The sequence below is a fragment of the Luteibacter sp. genome, from assembly GCF_036499525.1.
Taxonomy (GTDB): domain Bacteria; phylum Pseudomonadota; class Gammaproteobacteria; order Xanthomonadales; family Rhodanobacteraceae; genus Luteibacter.
The window spans coordinates 97,186-120,831 of record NZ_DASYDO010000068.1 but is presented as its reverse complement, the minus strand read 5'-3'; the positions used below and the strand labels follow the sequence as shown (position 1 = coordinate 120,831).

Here is a 23,646-nt window from a genome sequence, read left to right as displayed (position 1 = left end):
CCATCGTCACTGACGTCCGTCCACAAGATGACCCAGCCCGATCCGTTGTATGACCTACAGCTGCTTCGGGACGTGGCGACTATCAACGAGCGAGTTCGGAGTGATCTTGGGCCTGCCCGATTCCACGCGACCTCGGCCGATCATGCTCATAGGCGTGCAATTCCAGACAACCAGAACGGGGAAGACGATATGAAGTTTCAACGCCTCGCAGCAGTGTTGGTGATAGGCGCAGCAGGGATAGATGCGTCCGCGGCGTGCAAACGCGATGGGAGCCTGAGCAATTCTCATGCCGATAAACCGTCGAACGAGTCGCCTCGTCTACACGTAGGCGAGCCCGTCTGGCCGAGCAACGGCATCGCCGAACGACAGTTAGGGAACGGAAAGGAAACGTGGCCAGAAAACATCATTGTTGAGTACACGAACGAAGCATGGAATGTGTGGGCCATTGTGTCCCCGGTGCGTGGACCGTCAAATGCGATCGAATTCTTCTCCGGAAGGGTGGATGACGTGATGGTCACTAATCCAGGCGGATACAACGACTCGTTTATCGATTCAAAATGCATCAAACACAGCGCGAACACCGACCGCAGTTTTCATTTTAAGGATCCGCGGCCCGGAGGGGCGGTCGGATCCATTCATGTGAATGTCGACGTGCTCAGATTCGAATGTGAGAACTTGTGCGGTCCGGACATATACGTGTCAGAGCTGCACAATGATTCTGGTGGCGTGCTTTGGAGGAAGGTCCCGTTTTTTCTGGATGAAGGCGAGTTGGACTCGATGATAGGGACTGGCATTGATATGCGTGATGGCACTGTCATCTTTATCGGAGGCAAGTATGTCTTCCGGGTACGTCAACGGGATTTCACGCCCGTTGGTGGCGCGCCGCATCTGCGTGTCGTCGACGAGCGTGATGTCATTAGGGTCATAGATAAGGCGAACGGAAAGGACATAAAGGACTTTGATGCTTATCTGACGGAAGAGCTCCACTTGAAGTAAGAAGATGCGTGTAAGAAAAGTCGAGGAGATCCATGGTGTCTGTCCATAAGTTGTCCACACGCGACCCGCTGCACGACATGCAACTGTTGCGGGACGTGGCGCTCGTTAATGAGCGCGTTCGGCGTGAACTGGGACCACCGCCTTCGAAATACCACAAAGGCACCGCACAACAAAAAAACATGGAGAAAGGGGGCATGATTCTTCAGCAATTAACGACGGTTGCCGCTACCGCGATCCTAGGTACGACATCGGCATGGGGCGCATCGGAAGTGACCGCGGCGAATGCCGAGGTCGTTCCGGCGGCGATTGCGAAATACGTGGACGACGACAAAGCGCTGCTCGCCTACAAGTCCGCGCAGAACCCGAGGGGTGGGAAGACAGCCGCCATTATTTTGCGGCATCCAAAGGACCCTGCACCGAATCGCGGAATGTTCTATGAGGATCGGGTTGGCTACACCTGTGAGCTAATCCTCCTTCGCGAAGAGGAAGGGAAAACGAGGGTGACGGGGCGTAGTCAGAAAGCTGTGGACTGCGGGAGCAACCAAATAAACGTGTCGGCCGAACACCTAGAGCTGAATGATCAGCTCGAGTTGTCGCCTGAAAAGGTGGCCTTCGTGAACGAGGGAACACCCCTCGGTTCTTACGCGACATCCTTCGAGAATACCGACGGCTCGTGGCACCTTTCTCGCGCGACACTTATCTACACGGACTACGATGAGGCCTCAGATGAGAATCTTGTCGTGAATGAAACGGCCTCCTATCCGGAGGATGTTGGACTCATTCCCATGGAGAAATTCGACCGTAAGAATGTTCAAGCCGCTCTTTCCAAGAACAAGACTCTGGTTCCTTAAGGATTAGGAAATTAACATGGCAAGGTTAAACCAATCGTCTGCATACCTTCTCAAAGCAGCTATTGATTCCGGTATGAGTTCGCCGGCTGAGTTGGCCAGTTTCATGGGTAATGCATATATCGAGACGGCCCGCTTCACGATGATGCATGAGAAGTTCAACTACACCAGTGTAGAGAAGATCGAGCAAGCGTCCGCGTCTTCCACAAGAAGGTTCACGCGAGAGCAGATTCAGGCGGCTGTGGATAGCAGGGATCCCGAACAGATCGCTACAGTCCTCTATGAGGGTAGGGACAAAAAGGACCTGGGGAACTCCGAGGTAGGCGACGGCTGGCGTTTTCACGGAAGAGGCTACTTCCAGTTCACGGGTCGATACAACTATAAGACGCATGGGGATCGACTAGGCATCGATCTGACAGCTGACCCCGAAATTGCCGCTGATCCGGAAGTTTCCGCCAAATTGGCGCTTGCATATTGGAGCAAGGTGCCCGAGAAGGAACGAGAGGACCCTGTAGCGGCGGGCATTATAATTAATGGCGGCAAGCATTCTGCGGAACGTCGCCTTGCCGCTGCTCGTGAATGGGCCGCGATCATTACTCCGGAGCTCATCCGAGACTTACAGAGCGGAGCGCTCACGCTCGAGCAACTGGCTGTGATGGAGACGGACCAAAGTCAGCCTCTCCAACCCGGCAAGCGCCAGGATATTCGGAAACTCCAGACGAGCCTCAACCGTCTCGGATACAGCGACGCAGAAGGCCGCGCACTAACCACCGACGGCGACTACGGCCGCCGGACGCGCCTGGTCGTCAGGGACTTCCAACGTGATCACGGGCTAGTGGCTGACGGCATCGCCGGTCAACTGACGATAGCGGCTGTGCACAGTGCCGTGGAAACCGAATTGCGGTCCATCGGACAACCGGACGCACCTTACTTGCAGTCCCGCGAACCGGACGAGGCTCTGTCAGCCTATCGATCGCTTACACCCGAGCCCGCGCCCAGGTCGCCTCTCCTGCCGCCTCCTCGGCTTGACGATCCGGGCCATCGTGATCATGACCTGTACCAAGAGGCCCGCACCCACGTACACGATCTGGACAGGCGACATGAGCGGCAGACGGACCAGTACAGCGACAACCTGAGCGCAGCGTTGGTGGTGGCCGCCCGGTCTCACGGGTTGAGTCGCATTGATCGGATCGAACTGAGCGACGACGCCTCCCAGTTGTCGGCGATCGAGACGTCGTTGGGCGGTCCTGACAAACGCACCGACCTTCCGGTCATGGCGTCCATGCAAACACCGTTGGCGCGCAGTTCGGACCAATGGCGCGACGTCATGGATGAGTTCGAACGACGCGAAGAGATGTCGCGGGAGCACGCGCAGGAGATGTCGCGTGAGCCGCAGCGTGGATGGAATCCGCCAAGCCACGCCACGACCGTGGCATCAGACCACGGAAGGGAAGACCCTCGCCATCCTGGCAACCCCACCCACGAGCTGTACAACGAACTTCAGCGACAGGTCCCCCAGGCCTCGGAAGATCGCCTCGTGCAGTTCACCGCCGCTTGCCATACGAACCGCATCACCGCCGCCAATCTCAAATCCGTCCGATTGGACGAGGACCGGATGGTATTGGAGTTCCAGGGGGCGGGCTGGCTCACGACACCGGCCCGGATCGACCTGAGCGCGCCGCCGACCTATCCCCAGGAGGTCATCGCACAGATCCAGCAGTTCGACCGGCATGAAATGCAGATCAAGGAGAATTTCCAGATGCAGCAAGCGCAAATGAGCATGGGCCGTTCACTTTGAGCGGCGGAACCACCAAGTGGCTTGCCGGCGTGCGGGTGCCATCGGTTCGTGCGATGCAGGTGAGGACGGGTCTATTTGAGCGACCATTTTTTTAGCGAAGGGCAGTAGGACCTGATGCGCTTTCGCGAAAGGCTGTCGCGCACAAGGTGCGCTCCTACAGGGGCTTTGGGCTCGGGGGGTTCTTGGGATTGTTTCCTCGTCGATGCGTCCATGCGCGGTTCCAATCCGGGTGTCCCGTTCGCCGGCTAGTTGCTCGGACTGTCGACGCGCGACGCGTTGTAAATAAAGCCCGATAGGGGCAACAACTGGCTCAGCACGCGGTTCCACTTGGCTACGCCGGCGGCGCCAACGAACACGACATCTCCTGCCTCGACGGGGAACGCATCGGCCAGACCGAACGCGGCGGGCGAGCGCACTGCCAGGTGGAATACCTGCGTAGGCGTCTGTGACAGGTTCCTGGAACCGCGGATGACGTAAACCTCGTCCGCATTGGAGGTCACGGGGCTGAGTCCACCGGCTCGGCCGATGGCCTGCGTGAGGCTGATGTGCGCGGTTCGGAAGGATAACGCGGCCGGCCGCATCACCTCGCCGACGACATATACCTCGTGGTTGTCGTTGAACGGCAGGTAGATCCTGTCGCCCGGTTGCAGCCAGATCACGGGCAACGGTTGCCCCGACGTGCCGCTGGCGTCGATGTGGTACGTCTTGCCGTCACGGGTCAGGGTCAGTCCGGAGAGGTCGGCCAGTGCGGGATCCACGCCTGCCGTGCCGATGGCCTGGCCCAGTGTGTATGGCACCGCGCCGATCACGACCGGGTCTGTCCGGCGGAATGCACCCTCCAGCGTCACGCGCTGGCTGGCGTACTGCACCACGGTGACATCGACCTGGGGATCCTTCACGTAGTCCGTGAGCGCTTTGGAAAGTTGTTCACGCAGCTGCGGGATCGTCATGCCCTCGGCGTGCACGACGCCCACGTGGGGAAAGTAGAACGTACCGTCCGTGCCGACCGGGCGGCCGTTGGCCACCGTCTGCTGCTGCGTTCCCGCAGGCGAGGTCAGTTCAGGATGGTTCCACACGGTGACGTAAAGCGTGTCGCCTGGCCCGATGGTGTAGTCGGCAGGTTTCGTCTGGCCGAAGTCTTCGGGTATGGCCGCCTCGCGTTGCGCGGACATCACGAATTCGTGCGTGATGGGGGTGAAGGTAACGTGCGGATCGTCTTTCAGTTCGTCGACATCCATGCGTTGGCCTGGAACGATCGCGCAGGCTTGAATTGCCGCGCAGCAAAGGACGAGCAGGACGACGCGTGACATCGGCAGGGCTCCTATGAAAGCTTGCGCTTAACCGCCCTGCCGTGCGGACCCGCGTGGGAAGCGGGGTGCGAGAGTTAAGCCATGCCTCGTGTGACAAGTGCGTCAACGGGGAAAGCAAACTTATCTTTCGCTTAGTCGTCTACAGCGAGTTCACAAAAAGACGTTTGCCATTGTGATGTTTGCATGCGTATGCTGATTCGGCAGCACATTGGCGCCCGGATCAGGCAGGGTTCCGCGGCTCGTTCTTCTTCTCGTATCCACGAGGGAGCGAACCGTGTTCCACAACATGCCCACCCTTGCCGCGCCGCAGGCGCGAGAGCACGCCGACGCGCAAAATGCGCCTCGCCAGGACGACATCGATCTGCGCGCCTTGCTCCGCACGGTGCACGAACACCGATGGACCGTGATCGCCTTCGCCGCCGCCTTCGCGTGCGCCGCATTGATTTATTCCACGCTTGCATCCCCCGTGTACGAAGCCAATGCCGTCATCCAGGTGGGACAGGCCGTGCCTGCCGTCGACGATATCGCGAAGATGCTGGACGCCTCGGCATCGCGGGCCTCCACAGAGATTCCACTGCTCACGTCTCGCAGCGTCATCAATCGCGCGGTGATCGAGCTCGGCTTGCTCACGGAAGTCCGGCCCCAGCGATTCCCCCTGGTCGGCGGATGGCTTGCGCGGCGCTTTCGCGGGGCGAACCCGGGCAAGGTCGCGGATGCCTGGCTCGGCATGCCGCAATACGACTGGGGCGGCTCGGAAGTGACCATCGCCAAGCTCGATGTGCCGGCGTCTCTCCTCGACCAGCCGATGCAGATTGTCGTCGGGGAAGGCGGGGCGTACCGCCTCCTTGGCGACGATGACGATACCCTGGTGTCCGGTCGCACCGGCGCGATCGCGACGGGCCACGACGTCACGTTGCTCGTCGACCGCATCCGTGCGAATCCCGGCATGCGTTTCGACGTGATCCGCCACGCGCCGCTGACGACGGTGAGTCTCATCCAGTCGAACCTGGTGGCCACGGAGCAGGGCAAGGACTCGGGAATCATTTCGCTCGCCTATCGCGGCATCGCTCCCGTGGAAGCGACGGCACTGCTCGACCGGATCACGCGCGGATACCTGCTGCAGAACGTGCAGCGGAATACAGCCGAAGCCACCGCCAGCCTCGAGGTGGTGCAGCGGCAGTTGCCGCGAGCAAAGGCGGACCTGGACCGTGCCAGCCATGCTTTGAACGTGTACCAGAGCAAGACGGGGGCGATCGATACCAACCTTCAGGCGGGGAGCCTTCTGAACGAGACCGCGACGCTGGAAACCAGCATCCAGCAGTTGCGCATGCAGCGCGTGGATGCCGACCAGCGTTTCGCGGCCGGTCATCCCGTGATGCGCGCGCTTGATTCACAGCTTGGCATCCTGGAAGCGAGGAAGGCGACGCTTGCCCGCAAGATGGCGCAGTTGCCCGCATCGCAGCAGGACCTGCCGCGGCTGACGCGTGACGTGCAGGAAAACGAACAGGCCTACGCGAACCTGCTGCATCAGTCCCAGCAGCTGGAAGCCATGCGCGAAGCCGCCATCGGCGATGCGCGCCTTATCGATCCCGCCGCGGTCAACGTTTCCCGTCCGGTCTGGCCGCTGCCGTTGTTGCTGATTCCCGGCGCGATGTTGCTCGGTGTGGTTGCCGGCCTGGCGTTCGTTTTCCTCCGGCAGCTCCTGCGCCGGGCGATCGAGGACGAATCGGAGATCGAGGAACTCGGCCTGCCGGTGTTCGCCTGCATTCCCTGGAGCCGCGCGGGGCGTGCCGCTCCCTCGCGGCGGCTGGCGCGCGATACCCACGCGCCGGCACTTCTCCTTGCCCATCGCCCGAGGGAGGTGGCGGTGGAAGCGTTGCGGGGCCTTCGTACCTGCCTCGATGCCACGCGGCTGGAGGCGCCGAACAACGTGCTGCTGGTGACCAGCGCCTGGGCGGGCAGCGGCAAGAGTTTCGTGAGCGCGAACCTCGCCACCGTCATCGCCAATGCCGGCCAGGAGGTGCTGCTGGTGGACGGCGACATGCGCGGCGGCGAGTTGCATGCCAGCCTGAGCAGCGGCGTCGGCCCGGGATTGTCGGAACTCATCAAGGGTGACACGACCATCGACGAGGCCGTGCGGGCTGTGCCGGGCGTGGCGCGCTTGATGTTCATTCCGCGTGGCGCGCTGCCGCCCAATCCGTCGGAACTGCTCATGCATGAGCGCTTCGCGGCACTGCTGAAGGCGCTCGGCGATCGTTACGGTACCGTCGTGATCGATGCGCCGCCAGCTCTGGCCTTCACCGACGCCACGCTGATCGGCAAGCATGCCGGCACGACCTTGCTGGTGGTGCGCTATGGCGTCGACCAGCCCCGCGACGTGGCGACGGTGTGGCAGCGACTGGCCCAGGGCAGGGCGACGGTGCGCGGCGCGATCTTCAACGCCGTGGAGCGGCCGCGACGTGCGGACGAGGCGGACGCCCGCTACAGCTATCCCCTGGCGCAGGTCTGATCGTGCGTACCTCGGTCGCGACGCTGCGGGCACAATGGTCCCTGCTGCCATCGGCATGGCGCAGGGCCGCCGTGGGGATTTCATTGCTGTGGATGGCGACGGCGCTGGGTGCCGTCCTGACCTTCCTGGTGCAAGTAGTGCTGGCACGCCGGCTCGGGCCGCACGAGTTCGGACGTTTCACGGTGGCGCTCGCGACCGTCGCGATGGTCGCGCCCGTGGCCGGCTTCGGACTGCCGCAGTTGTGGCTGCGCCTGTACGGCGTGGAGGGCTGGCAGGCCGGTCGCTGGATGCTGCCGTCGCTGCGCTTCGTGGCGTGGACCATGGCGTTCGGGTGCGCCGCGGCCATCGCGTGGTCCGTGTTCGCCGCATCCGGTGGGTCGACCTCGCTCACCTGCCTGCTGCTACCGGTGATCCCTTGCACGCTGGTCGTCGGGCTGGTGTCGAGCAAGCTGCGACTGGAGGAGGACGATCGGGGCCTTGCCATGTGGCAGCTTGCATTGCCGGGTTCGCGCTTCGCCTTCGCGCTTGCGGTGCTGGCGTGGCCCGTCGTGGGCGCCGCGACGGCGGCAGCCGGTTTCGGGTTGGTGGGTGCGGCCGTGGCGGTGGCGGGCATTCCCGCGTTGGTGGCGATGTGGCGGGGCGATTTCGCCCTGCGCGGTCACGCGCCGCGCGACGATCGACTCCACGCGCCGGGAAACGAATCGATGGCCGCGGTCTGGCGGCTGGGATGGGCTTACGGTCTGGCGGCGCTGCTCTACCCGATCTTTTTCCAGGTGGGCACAGTGATGCTCGGCCGGATGGAAGGGCCGCGGGAGGCCGGATTGTTCGGCATCGGCCTGGGCGTCATGACGGCGGTTTACCTGCTGCCGGCCACGGTCTACCAGAAATACCTGGGCTCGCGACTGCATCGATGGTCGGTGCATGAGCCCCAGAAGTTCCGTCGTGTCCACCGCCACGGGGCGTGGATCATGTTGTTGGCAGGTCTGGTCTGCGGCGCTCTCGTGGCGGCAGTCGCGCCTGTCTTCGTGCGGGCGGCGTTCGGCACCGCGTTCGCCGGGGCTACCGCTGTCCTCGTCGTGCTCTCGGCCTGTGCGCCTTTGCGCTTCCTCTCCATCGCCATCGCGTCGGCATTGCTGGACGAGCGGCAGGCCCGCCTTCGCGTGTTGACAATGGGTGGAAGCGTCGCCGCGGTCATCCTTTTCAACCTCGTGCTCATTCCGCGTTACCACGCGCTGGGAACGGCGTTTGCCACGGTCGGTGGCGAGGCGGTGATGCTCGCGTCGTCGTGGCTGGCGGTGCGCTATGCGGTTCCCGTGCTGGCGGGGAGGGACGCATGACCCCCGCCTGCGCCCCCGTCAGCACGATCATCCCGTGCTATCGCTGCGTCGATACGATTGACGCAGCCGTGGCCTCGGTATCCGCGCAGCGTTTGCGGCCGGCGGAAGTCCTGCTGGTGGATGACGGAAGCAGGGATGGAACCCTCGAGTACCTGCATACGGTGGCCAGCCGCCACGAGCCGGGGTGGATTCGTGTGCTGGCCGCCGAGGTGAACGCCGGCCCCGCCGCTGCGCGTAACATCGCATGGCGCCATGCCGCGCAACCATACATCGCTTTCCTGGATGCGGACGACACCTGGCATCCGCAGAAGCTGGCCGTGCAGATGGCGGTGATCGGGGATCAGCCCGGCATCGCGTTGCTGGCCCACCGCATGAACGTGCAGCGGCGCGGCGCGCCACCGCCGCCGCAGCGCTATCCACTGAAGGTACGCGTGGTGCGGCCGCACCTGCTGCAGTGGCGAAGCCCCTTCCAGACGCCTTCGATCGTGTTGCGGCGCGACCTGCCATTCCGCTTCGACGAGCGTTTCCGCCGCTCGGAGGACTTCCTGCTCTGGGCGCAGATACTGTTGTCCGGTTGCGGCTGCGCCAAGATCGAGCACGTGCTGGGATCCCTGCACAAGCCCGCGTTCGGCGCGAGCGGGCTCAGCGGCGACTTGCGGGCCATGTACTCGGCCGGCCGGCGGGCCAGGGCGGAACTGTACCGGCGTGGCTTCCTGGGCTGGTGGCACTACCGGGCGGCCGACGTGCTGGCGGACGCGCGCTATGCGCGCCGGCGCGTGATCACGCGGATGCGCGAGCGGTCGTCGGATCGTGTGATGCGCGAAGCGGGAGATGCGTCGTGAACACCGTGGTGCTTCCGTCGCGGCGGATGGCGGCCGCCAACGCATGGGTGGTGCTGGGTACGGCGGCCCTGGTGATGGCGGGATCGGTGGCGTTATGCGCCGTGGCCTGGCGCGCGCCTTGGCAGGGCACCGATACGCCGATCTACGCCGCCTGGTACCTGTCCCTGCGCAGCGGTGTGGTGGTGACCCGTTTCGAGCCGCTGTTCGTGCTGGCCTCGCGCATGGCGAGCGCCGTGGGGCTCGGCGTGCATGCATGGCAGGGCCTGCTGTTCCTGCTTCTGGCCGGCGGCGGCGCCCTGGCCACGCGCGCCTACGCACGGGATCTCGGTTCCACTCCCGCGAGGCTGTTGCCCGCGGCGACGATGGTCCTGCTGCTCTCGCCCGTGTTCGTCAACGCGGCCATCAACGCGACGCGCCAGGGCCTGGCGGCCTTTCCGATCATCGCCGCGCTGCTGGCCTTCCAGCGGCGGAGCTGGTTCGCCTTCGCCGTCATGTCAGCGGTCGCCACCGGGTTTCATTTTTCGGCGCTGCTTTACATCGCGCTGGCGCCGGTCCTGCTGCTGCCGCCGCGCTGGCTGCGAGTGGTGGCCGCGCTGGGCTTCGCCGCGTACGCGACCGGGCTCACCATGATGGCGGTGCGGATCCTGTCGCCCGCCGCCTTTGCGGTGGTGATGGCCTATGGCACCGATGCCACGTACCGCGCCGGTGTACGGCTGGATTTTGCTGCCTTTTCGCTGTTCTGGTACGGGCTGCCGATGCTCCTGGTGCGCACCGTCCGTGAGCCCTGGGCAGGGCGCATCGTGGACCTGCAGGGCGTTTACCTCGTGCTGATGCTGCCTTTCCTGCTGGTGGGGTGGGGAAACTATTCGAACCGGTTCCTGCTGCCGGCCTGGCTGTATGCCTCCCTCGTGCTGGCGGCCCTGTGCGTGCATTCCCGGCTTCCGTTCCTGCGGCATCCCGTGGTGATCGGCCTGGGACTCCTCCTCAGCGGCGTTGTATTCGCCTTTTACGTGAGCAGTGGGGTGGCGCTATGAGCGTTCCGGCGACGGGCCCGGCGAAACGGGGAGTACAGGTTCGCCTCACTCCCGGCACGCGCCGTCCGGATTTCCGCGAATTGGCACAGGGCACCGGGGCCATCGACATCACGTCCCTGGCGGACCTGCTGCGCAATGCCTTCGTTTATCCGCCGCATTCGATCTATGAGGACGTAAAGGTAGCGATTACCGCCGGCTTCGACGATGCAACGGACCTGCATGGCGACGTTCGCTTCCGTTTTCCCTATCTGGCATTGGCGTCCGCTACGGCGGATGTCGACGACGATGCGTTGGTCTCGCGATACCACGCCCTTCTGGCGGAAGCCGCTGCCATGTCCACGTCGCGCATGGTGTCGCCCTGGTTTCTGCAGAGCGGTGGCAAGGATTCGACGTCCATGGCCATCGCCCTTGCCGACGCCCGGCCCGATGCCACCTGCATCACCTACCGCGGCGGCAACGAGGAAGACGAGCTGGACTCGGCGCGCTTCGTGGCGCGACAACTCGGGTTGCGTCATGAATGCCTGGAGTGCGACGCCGGCAGGGCATACGACCGTTACCTCGCGATGGTTCCGCGCATGCCTCTGCTCACGGCGGATTTCGCCATGTTGTCCTACGCGGACATCGTCACGCACGTGGCATCCCACGGCGGCGACGGCGTGATCGATGCGACGGGTTCGGATTCCTATTTCGGCATGCATGCCCACCTTCGCCATCGCGTGCTGGCCTTGCTGGCGCGCGGCATGCGGGTTCCTCGCGGCATCGCCGACTGGCGGCCGCTCACGCAATGGTTCCGCTTGAGCTACGCGCTGGGCACCTTGCAGATGAATGCGTTCGAGCGGCTGTTTCCTGGCTCGCGTTTCAGCGACGGCGAGGTCGATGGCCTGCTAGGTACCTCAGCTCCCGCGCTGGCGTCGCGCCACCGGCTTGAACTGTTCCGGCCCGAGATCGCCGCCGCGACCCGGTTAGAGAAACGTCGTGGGCTTGCGGCGACGATCGTCGAGGCGGCCAGCTTCGGCAAGGGCATGTTCGTTACCGCGGCGACGGGCATGGACGTTGCCTATCCCTATTGCGATCCTGGCGTATCCGGGTTCGTGTTGCGTGAAGTACCGTCTTCATGGCGCATGGGTCCGAACGGGCAGAACAAGCGGCTGGTGCGTGCCCATATCGCACGGCATTTCGAAAGGCTTCCCTACGTGCAGGCCAAGGGCTGCTTCCGCTTCAACGTCCGGCAGCTTGCCCGCGAACGCTTCGACCAGGTGCACGCGTTGTCGGCCGCGTGCGCGGACGTCGTGCCCGGTGCCACGGCGTGGCTGGAACGCCATCGCCGCCGGCTCGACAATAAATACCATGCGTCGAAGTTTTACCTGCTGGCGGTCGTGCTGCCCTGGGTGCACAGCCGGCTGCACGATGCGGATCGCGAGGACTGAGGCGATGGCGGATACCGGCGAAGGTTTTATCTCCGCGCGCCGCCGCCTCCTGATAGGCGCGGCAGCGGCCGTTGCCTGCGCGGCCATTCCCGTCGCGCGCGCCGCCAGAGACGTCAACGCACGCTCGTTCGGTGCTCGTGGTGACGGGCGCACGGACGATACGGCGGCGCTGCAAGCTGCGCTCGATGCGGTGAGTCCCGGCCTCGTGCTGCGTATTCCCGCGGGTCGCTACGTCATCGACGCCCTCCGATCGCTGCGTCCACGGCCGGGATCGTCGGTCTTCCTCGATGAGGGTGCCGTGTTGCAGGCGGCGCCCGATGATGCCGAACGCTCCGCGATCATCGACCTGACGGACGTCAGCGATGTGACCATCCGCGGCGGCCGGCTCGTCGGGAACCGCGACGGGCATGGCGGCGGGGGCGAATGGGGACATGGGATACGCGTCCTGGCGTCCAACCGCATCGCACTGTCCGACATCGTCATTACCGACTGCTGGGGCGACGGTGTGTACGTCGGGGCACGGGGCAAGGCGGGCGCGGCAACACCGAGCAGGCAGGTTCGCCTGCAACGGATCACGTGCAGCCACAACCGCCGGCAAGGCCTTTCCATCACCGTCGCCAGCGACGTGGTCGTCGACGGGTGCACCTTCGTGGACACCATCGGTACACCACCTTCCTCCGGCATCGACATCGAGCCGCAGCGGCAGGGACCCGCGCGAGGCATCCGCATCCTGCGCAGCACGCTGTCGCGAAACGACGGGTGCGGCATCGAATGCAGTGGCGATGTCCACGACCTCGCCATTGTCGACTGCGTCATCGAAGGCAACCGGACCCACGGCATCCTCGCGCGCGGGGTAACCGGCGTCGTTATCCGGGGCTGCACCATCCGGCGCCAGGGCAGGCAGGGCCTGGTGGTGGCGCGCGACGTGCACGACGCCACGCTGGACGCGAACGATGTCCGCGACAACGGCACGCAGTGGCATGCGGAGCCCAGCGGGAAGAATCCGCGGCCGAACGTGCAGATCGACATTCCCCCTGGTGAACTGCACGGTAGCGGGAGCGGGCAGCAATGAAAATCATGCTCTTCGCCAACACGGCGTGGTACCTGTACAACTTCCGCCTCGGCACGGCGATCCGCCTGCGCGAACTGGGTCACGATGTGCTCCTTGCCTCCCCTTCGGATCCTTACGCTTCGCGATTCGAGCGCCACGGCCTGCGCTGGCGGGAAGTGCCGATGTGTCGCGGCCGCGTCGATCCGTTACGCGAAGCGCGCACGGTGCGGGCGATCGTGGCGGCGCTTCGCGACGAGCGGCCGGATGTGTTGCATAACTTCACGCTCCGCTGCGCGGTTTACGGTGCGTTCGCCGCGCGGGTGGTGGGCATTCCCTCGGTGGTGAATGCCATTACCGGCATGGGCTATGTCTATGCGGGCGACGACTCGCTGGCGCGGGTACTCCGCCCGCTGCTGACCTTCCTGATGCGGCGGACCCTGGACCGCCGCTCGTCGCTGCTGGTCCTGCAGAATCCGGACGACGCCGCGGCGGTGGCGCGTGCGGGTCTCGTGGACCTGCTGCGCATCAGGGTGATCCGTGGCTCCGGTGTCGACACGGAGCGGTTCCACCCGGTGCCCCACGAGGAAGGACGTCTGCGTGTGGTGCTTGCCTCGCGGCTGCTGCGGGAAAAGGGCGTGGAGGAATTCGTCGAGGCGGCGCGGTTGCTTCGGCGCGGCGGGCGCGACATCGACGTCGTGCTTTCGGGCGCGCCCGATCCCGGCAATCCGCATTCCATCGCGCCGGAACGCGTGGCCGCATGGCACGCCGAAGGCATCGTACGCTGCGTCGGTCACGTGGACGACATGGCATCGCTGCTCGCCACGGCCGATGTGATGGTCCTGCCGAGCTACTACGGCGAGGGTGTTCCCCGGTCGTTGATCGAGGGTGCCGCGGCAGGGCTTGCCATCGTCACCACCGACATGCCGGGTTGTCGCGAAGTGGTGGTGCGGGACGGGGTGGATGGCCTGCTCGTGCCCTGCAAGGATGCCGCATCTCTCGCGAACGCGATCGCCCGGCTGGATGCGGACCGCCCCCTGTTGCGCCGCCTGGCGTCGCGTGCCCGTGCCAATGCGGTGGCGCACTTCGACCAGTCGATCGTCATCGACCAGACGTTGCGCCTGTATGCGGAATTGCTGGGGTGCCAGCAGCTCCGTGCCGCCGCGGTCAGTCCGGCTCCAGCGGAAGAACCGGCGCGGTGACGGGACGGCTCATGTGCTTCCGCGCGACCGCGCGCCACGCCCATTTTCTTGCGGCGATGTACGCAGCCGCGACAGTGGCTAGGGTCACGAGGCTGCTACCCGGTGCGAGGTGGCGCAACGCATAGCCAGTGGCCGCGAGCGCGGTGGCCAGCCCGACCAGGACCAGGAGAGTCTGCCGCGGGCTGAAACCCACGGCCAGCAGCAGATGGTGGACGTGGCTGCGGTCCGGCGCGAACGGTGAGCGTCCGCTGCGCATGCGCTGGTAGATGACGGCGAGGGTATCGAGCGCGGGAAGGGCGACGCACCATGCCGCGGCGGGCAGGGAGACATCGCGGGGCGTCGCCTGGCTCACGGCGATGAGCGCCCAGGCGATGAGGTAGCCGATCAGCATGCTGCCCGCGTCGCCCAGGAAGATGCGCTGTCCGAAAAAGCCGAGGTTGGCGAGCAGGAACGGAAGGATGCCCGCGGCGAGCACCAGCAGGATATGGACCATCCCGACGTTGCCGTCCGCATAGACGATCATCGCGCCGATGGCCACGAGGGCCATGGCCGCGGCAAGCCCATCGATGCCATCGAGCATGTTGAACGCGTTCACCAGGCCCACCACCGCGATGATCGTCAATGGCACACCGAGGTCCCCGGTGAGCACGACGGCATCACCGACACGGCCGAGGCAGCCGATGTGCGGCGCGCCAGCGACGATCATCCATGCGGCGGCGCAGATCTCGAGGAAAAGCCGCGCCCTCGCGCCCATGCCGAAACGGTCGTCGACCGCGCCCGCCAGCGCCAGGATCGCGGCCGTGGCCACGAGGTGAAGCTGCAGGCTGAGCGAAATCCCAACGAGCGGTAAACCGGCGAGAAGCCCGGTCAGGATGGCCAGGCCGCCAATGAGGGGAATGTCGCCCGCGTGCTTCTTCCGGCCGCCGGGACGGTCGACCATGCCGCATGGTCCCGCGAGGCGGCACATGATGACGATCATGGAGGCGGTGACCGCGGCGGATACCGCGCACGCCAGCATAAGACGTGGCTCCAGCATCGGGCGGGCTCCTCGGGACGATCTTCCCTGCCTTCCTCTTCAGGAAGTGATGGGTTCGCCGTTGCGCCTGCCGCGCGTAGGGTGTGGTGGTCGAATGCTGCGGCGAGGGTGCCTGCCATGTTGTGCAAGGCCAGTGCACGTCGCGCGTTCAGTCATTCACGGCAAAGGCGGCGTCGTCTTCTCGAGGATCCGCATCGATTCCGCGTTCTGCTTTTCCCATGCGGCGATGTCCGCCTTGTTCACCGGTACGTCGTGCAGGATGGCCGGGTGGCCGTTGAGGCTGCTCATGGGTTTCTGCGAAGCCAGTGCAGGGAGGCTGGCCGGCGTCGTCCGGGCCTGCACCACCTGCATGGCGGCACGCGCAACGGTGACGCGCAGCGCCGCGAGTTGGGCCTCATGAATTTCGCGGATGTAATAGCTATAGAGCATCGACAGTGCAACGGCCATCGTGGCGATGGCGCCGGCCGCCGCGACCAGCGGTGTCCGGTTCGATTTCGCGGGCCGCGGGCGACGTGCCTGGTTCTGCCACGAGGGCATGCCATCGATCGTGGCGTGCGGCATCCGCGGTTCCGCGATGGGTCCCAGCATGGCGCGTACGGCCTTGCCGTCGATCAGACGGATATGCCGGAACTTCGCCGCGGCTTCGATGGCCGCGTTGGTGAACTCGCCCGACGTAATCACGATGGCACTGGTGGCCCCCGCGGTATGCATCACGCCAATCAGCTGGTGGACATCGTTATGCGGCACCTTCCAGCAGTTCCAGTGCTTGCACTGGATGACGATGATTTCCTGCTCCCGGAGGAGCTTCAGGTCGATGCCACCGTCCGTGCGGTTCGTTCCTGCGCCGGTGCCGGTGTGCAGCACCTCGTAGCCAAGGTCACGGTAGTGGTCGGCGATCAGGCACTCGAACGCGTCCCACGAGACGCGGGTCAACGCGTCGTCGTGCCGAAAGTCCACGGGCTTGAAGCCGGTCGTCATCGGACCTGCTCCAGGATGTACGGCTGCTTGTGGCGCCGCAGGGCGCCTTTCAGGACTGCCATGTTTTTCTCCCCCGTCCGTTCCTGGCCCCCCGCCCCCCGGCTGGCCATTCGGAACGGTCGAATATAGCGCACCGTAAGGTGGCGCTTCTGTAGGCCCAGGACTACACGGTATGTGACAGGAGGCGCAGGCCCCCTTCAGCCCCGCTCCCTAGAATGGGCGCGATCGCCGGGATGCCGGCTGGATGGAGGTGGGCTCGTGAGGAAGACGATTCGATGGATGCTGGGAACGCCGCTGGTGCTGGCTTCCGCTTTGGCCTGCGGCGCGGGTTTCGATTGTGGGAAGGCCGCCACACTGGTCGAGAAGGCGATCTGCGCCTCGCCCAAGGTATCCGCACTCGATGGACAACTCGGCGATGCCTTTCGAGCAGCCTTGACGAATCATCCCGGCAAGAGCGGCGCGCTGAAGCTCGATCAATTCCACTGGCTGGCGGACCGGGATGCTGCCATCGCGGACTTCCTGCGCGACAACCCCGGCAAGCCGCTTGCTGCCAGTGTCGGGCAGTATCAGGCGCGGATCGACTTCCTGCGCGGACTCGACGCGAAGGCCCCGAAGCCCCTGGATGCGGTGCAGGGCGGGCTGGTCCGGTTGCCCGCAGGTTCTTACGATGTGCTGGCCGACCTCGGCAAAGTGGGCTTACCCATCACGGTCGCTACCGACGTTTCCCTCGACGACGCGACAGCCTTCCCATACGAACCGGATGCCAGGCTGAGTAAGGCGCTGGGCGAACGGGACGCCTCGTCGGGGTACCGCAAGCTGTCCGGCGCGCCGGTGAGTTCGCTCTTCTCCGTGGGCGGCACGGCGCATTGCTGGACGGAGACGCCGTTCCGTATCGACGGGAAGAAGGCGATCGCGGTCAATGCACCCGACGCCTGGGATGGCGACTGCATGACGATGCATGGAATGGCGCGTGTCGGCGACGATGTCATCGCCACCGTCCTCACCAACCCGTCGGCCGACGAGATGAGCCTGGAAGTCAGCCGGTGGGACGGTAGCAAGTTCGGGCCGGACGCACAGCTGACCCTGCGGTTCGACCATGCGCTGTCCCCGATGGGTAGTGCGTGCGCCCCGAAGCAGTCGCCGTGCGATGACTTCGCCACCACGGCCATGGCATCCGTCGCCCGCTACGACCGCAGTCCTGTACCGGGCACCCTCGATCGCTCGCTGAAGGGTCCTGCGAAAGCGGCCTACGACGCCACGGTTGCCGCAGCGCGGGCGCCCAAGGGCATCGCCCCGGAAGGCGACACGAATTCGTACCCGGACCTTCCCACCTTCGGCACGTCCATCGCGGACGGCGAGATGACCGGCTACGGCCCCGAGGCCACCTTCTTTCCGATCGACTTTCGCGGCGAGACCTTGCTGGGGTTCATCGGCCATGGTCACGTCGGCTGGCGTATTAACGACGACTGGCTGGTTTCCGCCTGGCGGTTGAAGGGCGGGAAGCTGGAGCCAGTGGCCTCGGCTTACGTGGCGGTGAAGCGCGGGGCGTTGCTGCTGTCGTCGGTTGGTTTGTCCAGTCCGGGAAGACATACGCCTTCACGTACGTGAAAATTGTGAAGTCGGTCACAAATTGTCGCACCGCGTCACCTCTTGGAGAGGACGAATATCCCCGCGACCCGCTGTAACACTAGCTTCACATCTGCTGGCACGGCCCTTGCTGAATGCCCATCGCTCTCCAACGGCACCTGTCACCGCAGGCGACAGAGGGGTTGACGAGGAGCATCGACTCTTCAGTGACTAGGGATCAGCAGGGACTCCAATGAATAGAATTTTTCGCATCGTCTGGAACCGGACGCTCGGCCAGCTCGTCGTCGTTTCCGAACATGCCCGCTCCCAGGCCAAGGGTGGCCGTTCGTCCGCGGGCGGTGCGTCCGCCATCGTCGCCGGTTTGAAGCGCGCGGCCCTCGGCGTGGCGCTTGCCGTCTGCGGCATGCCGTTCGCCAGTGCGCATACCATTTCCGTGGGCTACACCAACGGCGGTAGCGGCGGCCTTACGTTCTGGTACGGCACTTACCACGATTCGGACGAGGCCAACCATTTCGAAGGTCAGTTCCAGCTTATCGGCCCCAACGGTTATGAAGAGCTGGTGGACTTCACCCAGCTTGTTTCCTCCCGACCGGACGGACTCGAGGACGGCGTCAACAATTTCTACGCGAGCGGCATGACCGGCACGACGCTCACGCCGACAAACCAGTCTGGTAATCCCGACGCCAAGACGTGGCAGGGCGTTTCCTTCACAGGCCTCCTGCCGGGCGTATACACGTATATCTACGTGCCGTCCGCCACTCCGTCGGATGCCTGGAATCCGTACGAACCGGTGCTCACCAATACGCTGACCATCACGGGCGCGGACCTCAACGGGTTCCCGATGCAGAACGGCAGCACTTACAACCAGGACGCTCCGGAACTCCAGGATCCGAACTCCATCCTGTTCAACGACGGCACCTTCAAGCCGACCCAAGACACGACCACCGATCCGGGCCAGCAGGTCACGGTGCGCGCCGGCGGCGGCACGGTCGACACCACCGGTGGTGATGTGGTCTTCACGGGCGGCGTCGACGGCAACGGCACGCTGACCAAGACGGGCGACGGTACGCTCACGCTCACCGGCCCCAGCACGTATACCGGTGGCACGGTGGTCGACCAGGGCACGCTGAAGGGCGACACCGGTAGCCTCCAGGGCCAGATCGACAATAACGGCACCGTGGCTTTCGACCAGGACGGTAACGGCAACTTCGGCGGCACGATCGACGGGTCGGGCAACGTCGTCAAGGATGGTACCGGCACGGTCACCTTCACCGACGCAAACCATTACGACGGCGCCACGATCGTCAACGACGGCACGGTGGCGCTGTCCGGGGACGGCTCCATCGGCACGGGCGACATCGTAGTCGGCGCCACCGGCACGCTGGACACGACCGACGCGAACCACAGCACGACGGGCACCACGCTCGCCGGCAGCGGTTCGGTGGTGCTGGGCGGGAACGACCTGAACCTCACCGATGCCCACGACACCTTCGACGGCACGATCTCGGGCAGCGGCGGTGTCAACGTCACGGGCGGTACGGAAGTCCTCACCGGCGACAACACCTATGGTGGCGGCACCACCGTGATGAACGGCGGGACCGTGGCCGTCGATCATGACGGCGCCCTCGGTACCAGCGGCGTGACGCTCGACGACGGTACGCTGCATACGACCGGCAACATGGACATGGGCCGCGACATCCTGGTCGTGGGCACGGGTACGGTCGATGTCGACGCAGGCACCACGCTTGGGCACAGCGGCGCGGTGTACGGCAGCGGCGACTACGTGAAGACCGGCAGCGGCACCCTCGATGAGACTGGCGACCTCAGCCAGGACGGCAAGACGATCGTCGATGGCGGCGTGCTGGTGCTGGGTTCGGAGAACAACAGTTATACCGGCAATACCGTGGTCAATAGCGGTGGCACCGTGCAGGTCTCCAGCGATGGCAACCTGGGCGGGGCCTCGAGCGACGTGGAGCTCCATGGCGGTACGCTGCATACGACCGGCGACATGGACACGGGTCGCGACATCTCGGTCACGCTCACCGGTGCGGTCGATGTCGACTCAGGCACCACGCTTGGACACTCCGGCACGGTCACCGGTGACGGCGACTTCGTGAAGAACGGCGCCGGTACGCTCAATCAGAGCGGCACGCTGGACCAGAACGGCGCCACGATCGTCAACGACGGCACGCTGGTCCTCTCGGGTAACAATACCTATACCGGCCCTACCGTGCTCAACGGCGACGGTATCGTGCAGGTGTCCGACGATGCCAACCTGGGCTCTGCCTCCGGCGCCCTGGAATTCAACGGCGGCACGCTGGACGTCACCGGTGACGTCAACTCGGCGCGCAATATCGGTCTCTCGAGCGACAACGGCAATATCTGGACGGACGAGGGCGCCACGTTCGCCACCACCGGAGGCATCAACGGCTCCGGCGGCCTCAATAAAGAGGGTGAGGGCACGCTGCGGATCGACGGCGATGCGAACCAGAACGGTGGCTTCACGGTCGCGGACGGCACGCTGGTGCTTAACGGCAACAACCAATATTCGGGCCCGACGACCGTTGCCAACGGCGCGACCGTGCAGGTGAACAGCGGCGCGGCCCTTGGCTCGACCTCGGGCGCCGGCCTGATCCTCGCCGGGGGTACGTTGGCCACGACGGGTGATGTCGACACGAGCAAGACGGTCACCATTCTCGGAGGCGCAACGTTCGATATCGGTGCCGATACCACCACGACCGCCCATGGCGATATCAGTGGCGGCGGTGACCTGGTCAAGGCCGGCGAAGGTACGCTGGTGCTCGATCAGGCCAATACCTTTGTCGGTGACACGAAGATCGACGACGGCACGGTGCAGATTTCCAGCGACACGAACCTCGGCGCCGGCGGCAACGTGATCTTCAACGGCGGGTCGCTGCACACCACCGGTAACGTGGATTCCTCGCGCGACCTCGTCCTGAATGACGATGCTTCCATCGACGTCAATGCCGGTACGCACATGGCCACCGGCGGCACGGTCTCCGGCTCGGGCGCGCTCGTGAAGGACGGCGAGGGTCGGCTGGTGATCGGCGGCGTGGCCTCCCATACGGGCGGCACGATCGTCAACGACGGCACGCTCGTGCTTACCGCCAACAACACCTATACGGGCGGCAACACGATCAATGGCGGTACGCTGCAGGTGCAGAACGACGCCAACCTCGGCGATGCCTCCAACGGCATCGACTTCGAGGGCGGCTCGCTGCACACCACCGGCAGCTTCACGACGGCGCGTGACCTTTCCCTCACCGGCAGCGGCACGATCGCGACCGATGTGGGCACGACGGTCGTCGCCACGGGCAATGTGGCGGGTGCCTCGGGGCTGGTGAAGGAAGGCAAGGGCACGCTCGATATCTCGGGCGCGCTGTCGCAGGGCGGCGGTACGACGGTGAACACAGGCACACTGATCCTGGGTGGCAACAACACCTACACCGGTGGCACCACGATCAACGGCGGCACGCTTCAGGTTTCGTCCGACGAGAACCTCGGCGACGCGTCGAACGACATCGCTATCGATGGCGGCAACCTGTCCGTCACCAAGACGATGAGCACCGACCGCGACATCCTGATCGGTAGCCATGGCGCGAGCATCACCACGGCCGACGGCGTCACGCTGAACGAGAAGGGCGACATGAGCGGTGCCGGTGGCCTGACCAAGCTCGGCGGCGGCACGCTGGTGGTGTACGGCAACAACACGTTCACTGGCGGCACGCTCATCCAGGGCGGCGTCATCCGCATCAACTCCGGTTCCTCCCTGGGTACGGGCCAGATCCTGCTCCGGGGCGGCACGCTGCAGTCCGATGCATCCCTTGGCACGGGCCAGGAGGTCATCATCAGCGGCGACTCCGGCGTGAATGTGGCCGTCGGGACCACCACGGTGCTCTCGGGCAACCTGATGGCCGCCGAGGGCAACGGTTGCTTCGTGAAGTCGGGCAAGGGCTACCTGAGCCTCACTGGCAACTCGAGCCTCGCCAGCGGCACCTGCGTCCAGGATGGCGTGCTGAGTGCGAACGGAAACCTTGCCAGCAGCTTCGTGCAGGTCGACAGCATCGGCACGCTGCGTGGCACCGGCCTCATCACCGGCCCGGTCAACGTGGAAGGCCGTCTGGCCGCGGGCAACTCACCGGGTACGCTGACGGTGGCAGGTACGGTGACAATGCAGGCCGGCAGCACGATGCAAGTGGACATCGACGGCCTGGGGACGGGTAACGGCGCGGGCAACTATTCGCGCGTGCTGGTGGTCGGCGAAGGCAACCGCTTCGTCGCCAGCGGCACCCTGGCACCGACGCTGCGCGGCATCACGGGCGACGCTTCCAACACCTACACGCCGGCGCTGGGCGATACCTATCGCATCGTCACGGCCGAGGGTGGCGTGGAAGGCCGCTTCACGACGCTCGAGCAGCCGACGGACGGCCTGGCCGCGAACACGCGCTTCCTCGCCTTCTATGGCGCGAACGCCGGTCATAGCATCGACCTGCGCGTGGCGCCGGTGTCGTACGCGGAACTGCTCGGCGCCCATGCGAAGCGCAATGGTCTCTCCGCGGCTGGCGCGCTGGACGACGCGGTGACGGCGCTGGATGCCGGCAACGCCACGGCGGCGCAGAACGGCCTGCTTTATGCGGTGTCCTCGCTTCGTGCCGACGGCGTGACGACGATGGTGAACAGCCTGTCCGGTGAAGTGCATGCCGACCAGGCCGCCGCGGCACGTACTGCCGGCCTCGGCATGCAGCGCGACGTGAGCGATCACCTGGGCACGGACAAGTCCGCCGACGTGGCGCACAACGTATGGGCCAACGTGACCCGCGACGGCAACCGCTCCATCGCCGACGGGCAGGGTAGCGGCTTCGAGACCGGCACCGACCGCACCACGGCGGGTGTCGACCTTTACACGGCCGACGGTACGGTGATCGGCGTGGCCGGCACGCATCACGACACCAACGTGATCGCCCATGGCGGCAGCGGTTCCATCCGCGGCAACTCGGGCATCGTGTACGCGCAGCAGGCCATGGGCAGCTTCGTGCTCGATGGCATGGCGGCCTACGGCACCACCGACTGGACGACGCGCCGCGCCGATCCGATGGGTGGCTCGCAGCTGGAAACCCGGACCTCGGGCAAGGACAGCATGGCCAGCGCCACGCTGCGCATGCCGATGCAGATGGCCGGCGGCTCGCGCATCGAACCTTATGCCAGCGTCGTGTGGCAGAAGGTGGAGCGTGACGCGGTGAGCGAGCACGGCTCGGTGGCGGCACTGTCGGTGGACGCGTTGTCGGAGAAGGGCACGCGTGTGCTCGCCGGCGTGACCATGGGCTCGAAGGCGGCCGATCCGCTGGCGTCGACGCTCACCTGGCGCGCAGGCATCGCGGTGGGTGCCGATACCGGCGATCTCCTCGACCCGACCGTGCACGACACCCTGGCCGGCCAGCGTTTCGACACTGCCGCTCCGGGCGTCGGCCGCGGCTTCGTCCAGGTGAACGCGAACGGCACGATGCGCCTCGGCAAGAGCACCTACCTCTACGGCGGACTCACCGCCGAGGAAGGCTCGAGCCGCTCGGCTTACGGTGTCACCGCGGGTGTACGCGTGGCGTTCTGAGGCAGGTAACTGCTAAAGGCCCGCTCTCAAAGGCTCGCCCTCAAAGGCGAGCCTTTTTTGTTGGTGCA

Annotated in this window: 15 protein-coding genes; 12 read left to right on the top strand and 3 right to left on the bottom strand. The window is 65.1% G+C overall.

All coding sequences use genetic code 11. From position 1 onward, the window contains the following. The first annotated feature begins 189 nt into the window (after nucleotides 1-189). From VGM71_RS13975 to VGM71_RS13965, 3 genes are read left to right on the top strand one after another with little or no spacing between them, the layout of a single operon-like run. Complete coding sequence (locus VGM71_RS13975) at nucleotides 190-996, top strand: hypothetical protein (protein ID WP_331546171.1); 807 nt, start codon at nucleotides 190-192, stop codon at nucleotides 994-996. 32 nt (nucleotides 997-1,028) lie between these two features. Further along, a complete protein-coding gene (locus tag VGM71_RS13970) occupies nucleotides 1,029-1,847 on the top strand; it encodes a hypothetical protein (RefSeq protein WP_331546169.1) in 819 nt (272 codons plus the stop codon). Nucleotides 1,848-1,863: 16 nt separating this feature from the next. Beyond that, nucleotides 1,864-3,642, top strand: a complete 1,779-nt coding sequence (locus VGM71_RS13965) for an XVIPCD domain-containing protein (RefSeq protein WP_331546167.1) — start codon at nucleotides 1,864-1,866, stop codon at nucleotides 3,640-3,642. A 245-nt stretch (nucleotides 3,643-3,887) separates the two neighbouring features. Here VGM71_RS13965 and VGM71_RS13960 read toward each other — a convergent pair whose 3' ends face one another. After that, nucleotides 3,888-4,952 (bottom strand): polysaccharide biosynthesis/export family protein, encoded by a 1,065-nt coding sequence (locus VGM71_RS13960; protein ID WP_331546165.1) that lies wholly within the window; start codon nucleotides 4,950-4,952, stop codon nucleotides 3,888-3,890. 274 nt (nucleotides 4,953-5,226) lie between these two features. Between VGM71_RS13960 and VGM71_RS13955 the strand changes: the two genes are divergently transcribed. Genes VGM71_RS13955 through VGM71_RS13925 form a run of 7 tightly spaced genes read left to right on the top strand, consistent with a single transcriptional unit; the run spans nucleotide 5,227 to nucleotide 14,351 of the window. Next, nucleotides 5,227-7,461 (top strand): polysaccharide biosynthesis tyrosine autokinase, encoded by a 2,235-nt coding sequence (locus VGM71_RS13955; protein ID WP_331546163.1) that lies wholly within the window; start codon nucleotides 5,227-5,229, stop codon nucleotides 7,459-7,461. Between the two features lie 2 nt (nucleotides 7,462-7,463). Next, nucleotides 7,464-8,798: a lipopolysaccharide biosynthesis protein gene (locus VGM71_RS13950; protein WP_331546161.1), complete on the top strand. Its 1,335-nt coding sequence runs from the start codon at nucleotides 7,464-7,466 to the stop codon at nucleotides 8,796-8,798. Next, complete coding sequence (locus tag VGM71_RS13945; protein ID WP_331546159.1) at nucleotides 8,795-9,640, top strand: glycosyltransferase family 2 protein; 846 nt, start codon at nucleotides 8,795-8,797, stop codon at nucleotides 9,638-9,640. Before VGM71_RS13950 ends, VGM71_RS13945 begins: the two co-directional genes overlap by 4 nt. Next, nucleotides 9,637-10,674 carry an EpsG family protein gene (locus VGM71_RS13940; protein WP_331546157.1) on the top strand — a complete coding sequence of 346 codons (1,038 nt, stop codon included), beginning with the start codon at nucleotides 9,637-9,639 and terminating at the stop codon, nucleotides 10,672-10,674. Before VGM71_RS13945 ends, VGM71_RS13940 begins: the two co-directional genes overlap by 4 nt. Further along, the gene (locus VGM71_RS13935; protein ID WP_331546155.1) at nucleotides 10,671-12,101 is read left to right on the top strand and encodes an asparagine synthase-related protein; all 1,431 of its coding nucleotides are present in this window, start codon (nucleotides 10,671-10,673) and stop codon (nucleotides 12,099-12,101) included. Before VGM71_RS13940 ends, VGM71_RS13935 begins: the two co-directional genes overlap by 4 nt. A 4-nt stretch (nucleotides 12,102-12,105) precedes the next feature. Then, nucleotides 12,106-13,173 (top strand): right-handed parallel beta-helix repeat-containing protein, encoded by a 1,068-nt coding sequence (locus VGM71_RS13930; protein WP_331546153.1) that lies wholly within the window; start codon nucleotides 12,106-12,108, stop codon nucleotides 13,171-13,173. Then, nucleotides 13,170-14,351: a glycosyltransferase family 4 protein gene (locus VGM71_RS13925; RefSeq protein WP_331546151.1), complete on the top strand. Its 1,182-nt coding sequence runs from the start codon at nucleotides 13,170-13,172 to the stop codon at nucleotides 14,349-14,351. The genes VGM71_RS13930 and VGM71_RS13925 overlap by 4 nt, the downstream gene beginning before the upstream one ends. Here VGM71_RS13925 and VGM71_RS13920 read toward each other — a convergent pair. Both VGM71_RS13920 and VGM71_RS13915 read right to left on the bottom strand, forming a co-directional pair. Beyond that, nucleotides 14,317-15,387: an MraY family glycosyltransferase gene (locus VGM71_RS13920; RefSeq protein ID WP_331546149.1), complete on the bottom strand. Its 1,071-nt coding sequence runs from the start codon at nucleotides 15,385-15,387 to the stop codon at nucleotides 14,317-14,319. The two genes, VGM71_RS13925 and VGM71_RS13920, sit on opposite strands and share 35 nt — an antisense overlap. A 156-nt stretch (nucleotides 15,388-15,543) precedes the next feature. Further along, complete coding sequence (locus VGM71_RS13915) at nucleotides 15,544-16,365, bottom strand: restriction endonuclease (protein ID WP_331546147.1); 822 nt, start codon at nucleotides 16,363-16,365, stop codon at nucleotides 15,544-15,546. Nucleotides 16,366-16,623: 258 nt separating this feature from the next. Here VGM71_RS13915 and VGM71_RS13910 point away from each other — a divergent pair, with 258 nt between their 5' ends. Then, nucleotides 16,624-17,973, top strand: a complete 1,350-nt coding sequence (locus VGM71_RS13910) for a hypothetical protein (RefSeq protein WP_331546145.1) — start codon at nucleotides 16,624-16,626, stop codon at nucleotides 17,971-17,973. 211 nt (nucleotides 17,974-18,184) lie between these two features. After that, nucleotides 18,185-23,578: an autotransporter-associated beta strand repeat-containing protein gene (locus VGM71_RS13905; protein ID WP_331546143.1), complete on the top strand. Its 5,394-nt coding sequence runs from the start codon at nucleotides 18,185-18,187 to the stop codon at nucleotides 23,576-23,578. The last annotated feature ends 68 nt before the right edge of the window (nucleotides 23,579-23,646 follow it).

Coding starts and splice junctions, on each gene's coding strand:
- VGM71_RS13975 (WP_331546171.1), top strand. CDS start 190: ATGAAGTTTCAACGCCTCGCAGCAGTGTTGGTGATAGGCGCAGCAGGG.
- VGM71_RS13970 (WP_331546169.1), top strand. CDS start 1,029: ATGGTGTCTGTCCATAAGTTGTCCACACGCGACCCGCTGCACGACATG.
- VGM71_RS13965 (WP_331546167.1), top strand. CDS start 1,864: ATGGCAAGGTTAAACCAATCGTCTGCATACCTTCTCAAAGCAGCTATT.
- VGM71_RS13960 (WP_331546165.1), bottom strand. CDS start 4,952: ATGTCACGCGTCGTCCTGCTCGTCCTTTGCTGCGCGGCAATTCAAGCC.
- VGM71_RS13945 (WP_331546159.1), top strand. CDS start 8,795: ATGACCCCCGCCTGCGCCCCCGTCAGCACGATCATCCCGTGCTATCGC.
- VGM71_RS13935 (WP_331546155.1), top strand. CDS start 10,671: ATGAGCGTTCCGGCGACGGGCCCGGCGAAACGGGGAGTACAGGTTCGC.
- VGM71_RS13930 (WP_331546153.1), top strand. CDS start 12,106: ATGGCGGATACCGGCGAAGGTTTTATCTCCGCGCGCCGCCGCCTCCTG.
- VGM71_RS13925 (WP_331546151.1), top strand. CDS start 13,170: ATGAAAATCATGCTCTTCGCCAACACGGCGTGGTACCTGTACAACTTC.
- VGM71_RS13920 (WP_331546149.1), bottom strand. CDS start 15,387: ATGCTGGAGCCACGTCTTATGCTGGCGTGCGCGGTATCCGCCGCGGTC.
- VGM71_RS13915 (WP_331546147.1), bottom strand. CDS start 16,365: ATGACGACCGGCTTCAAGCCCGTGGACTTTCGGCACGACGACGCGTTG.
- VGM71_RS13905 (WP_331546143.1), top strand. CDS start 18,185: ATGAATAGAATTTTTCGCATCGTCTGGAACCGGACGCTCGGCCAGCTC.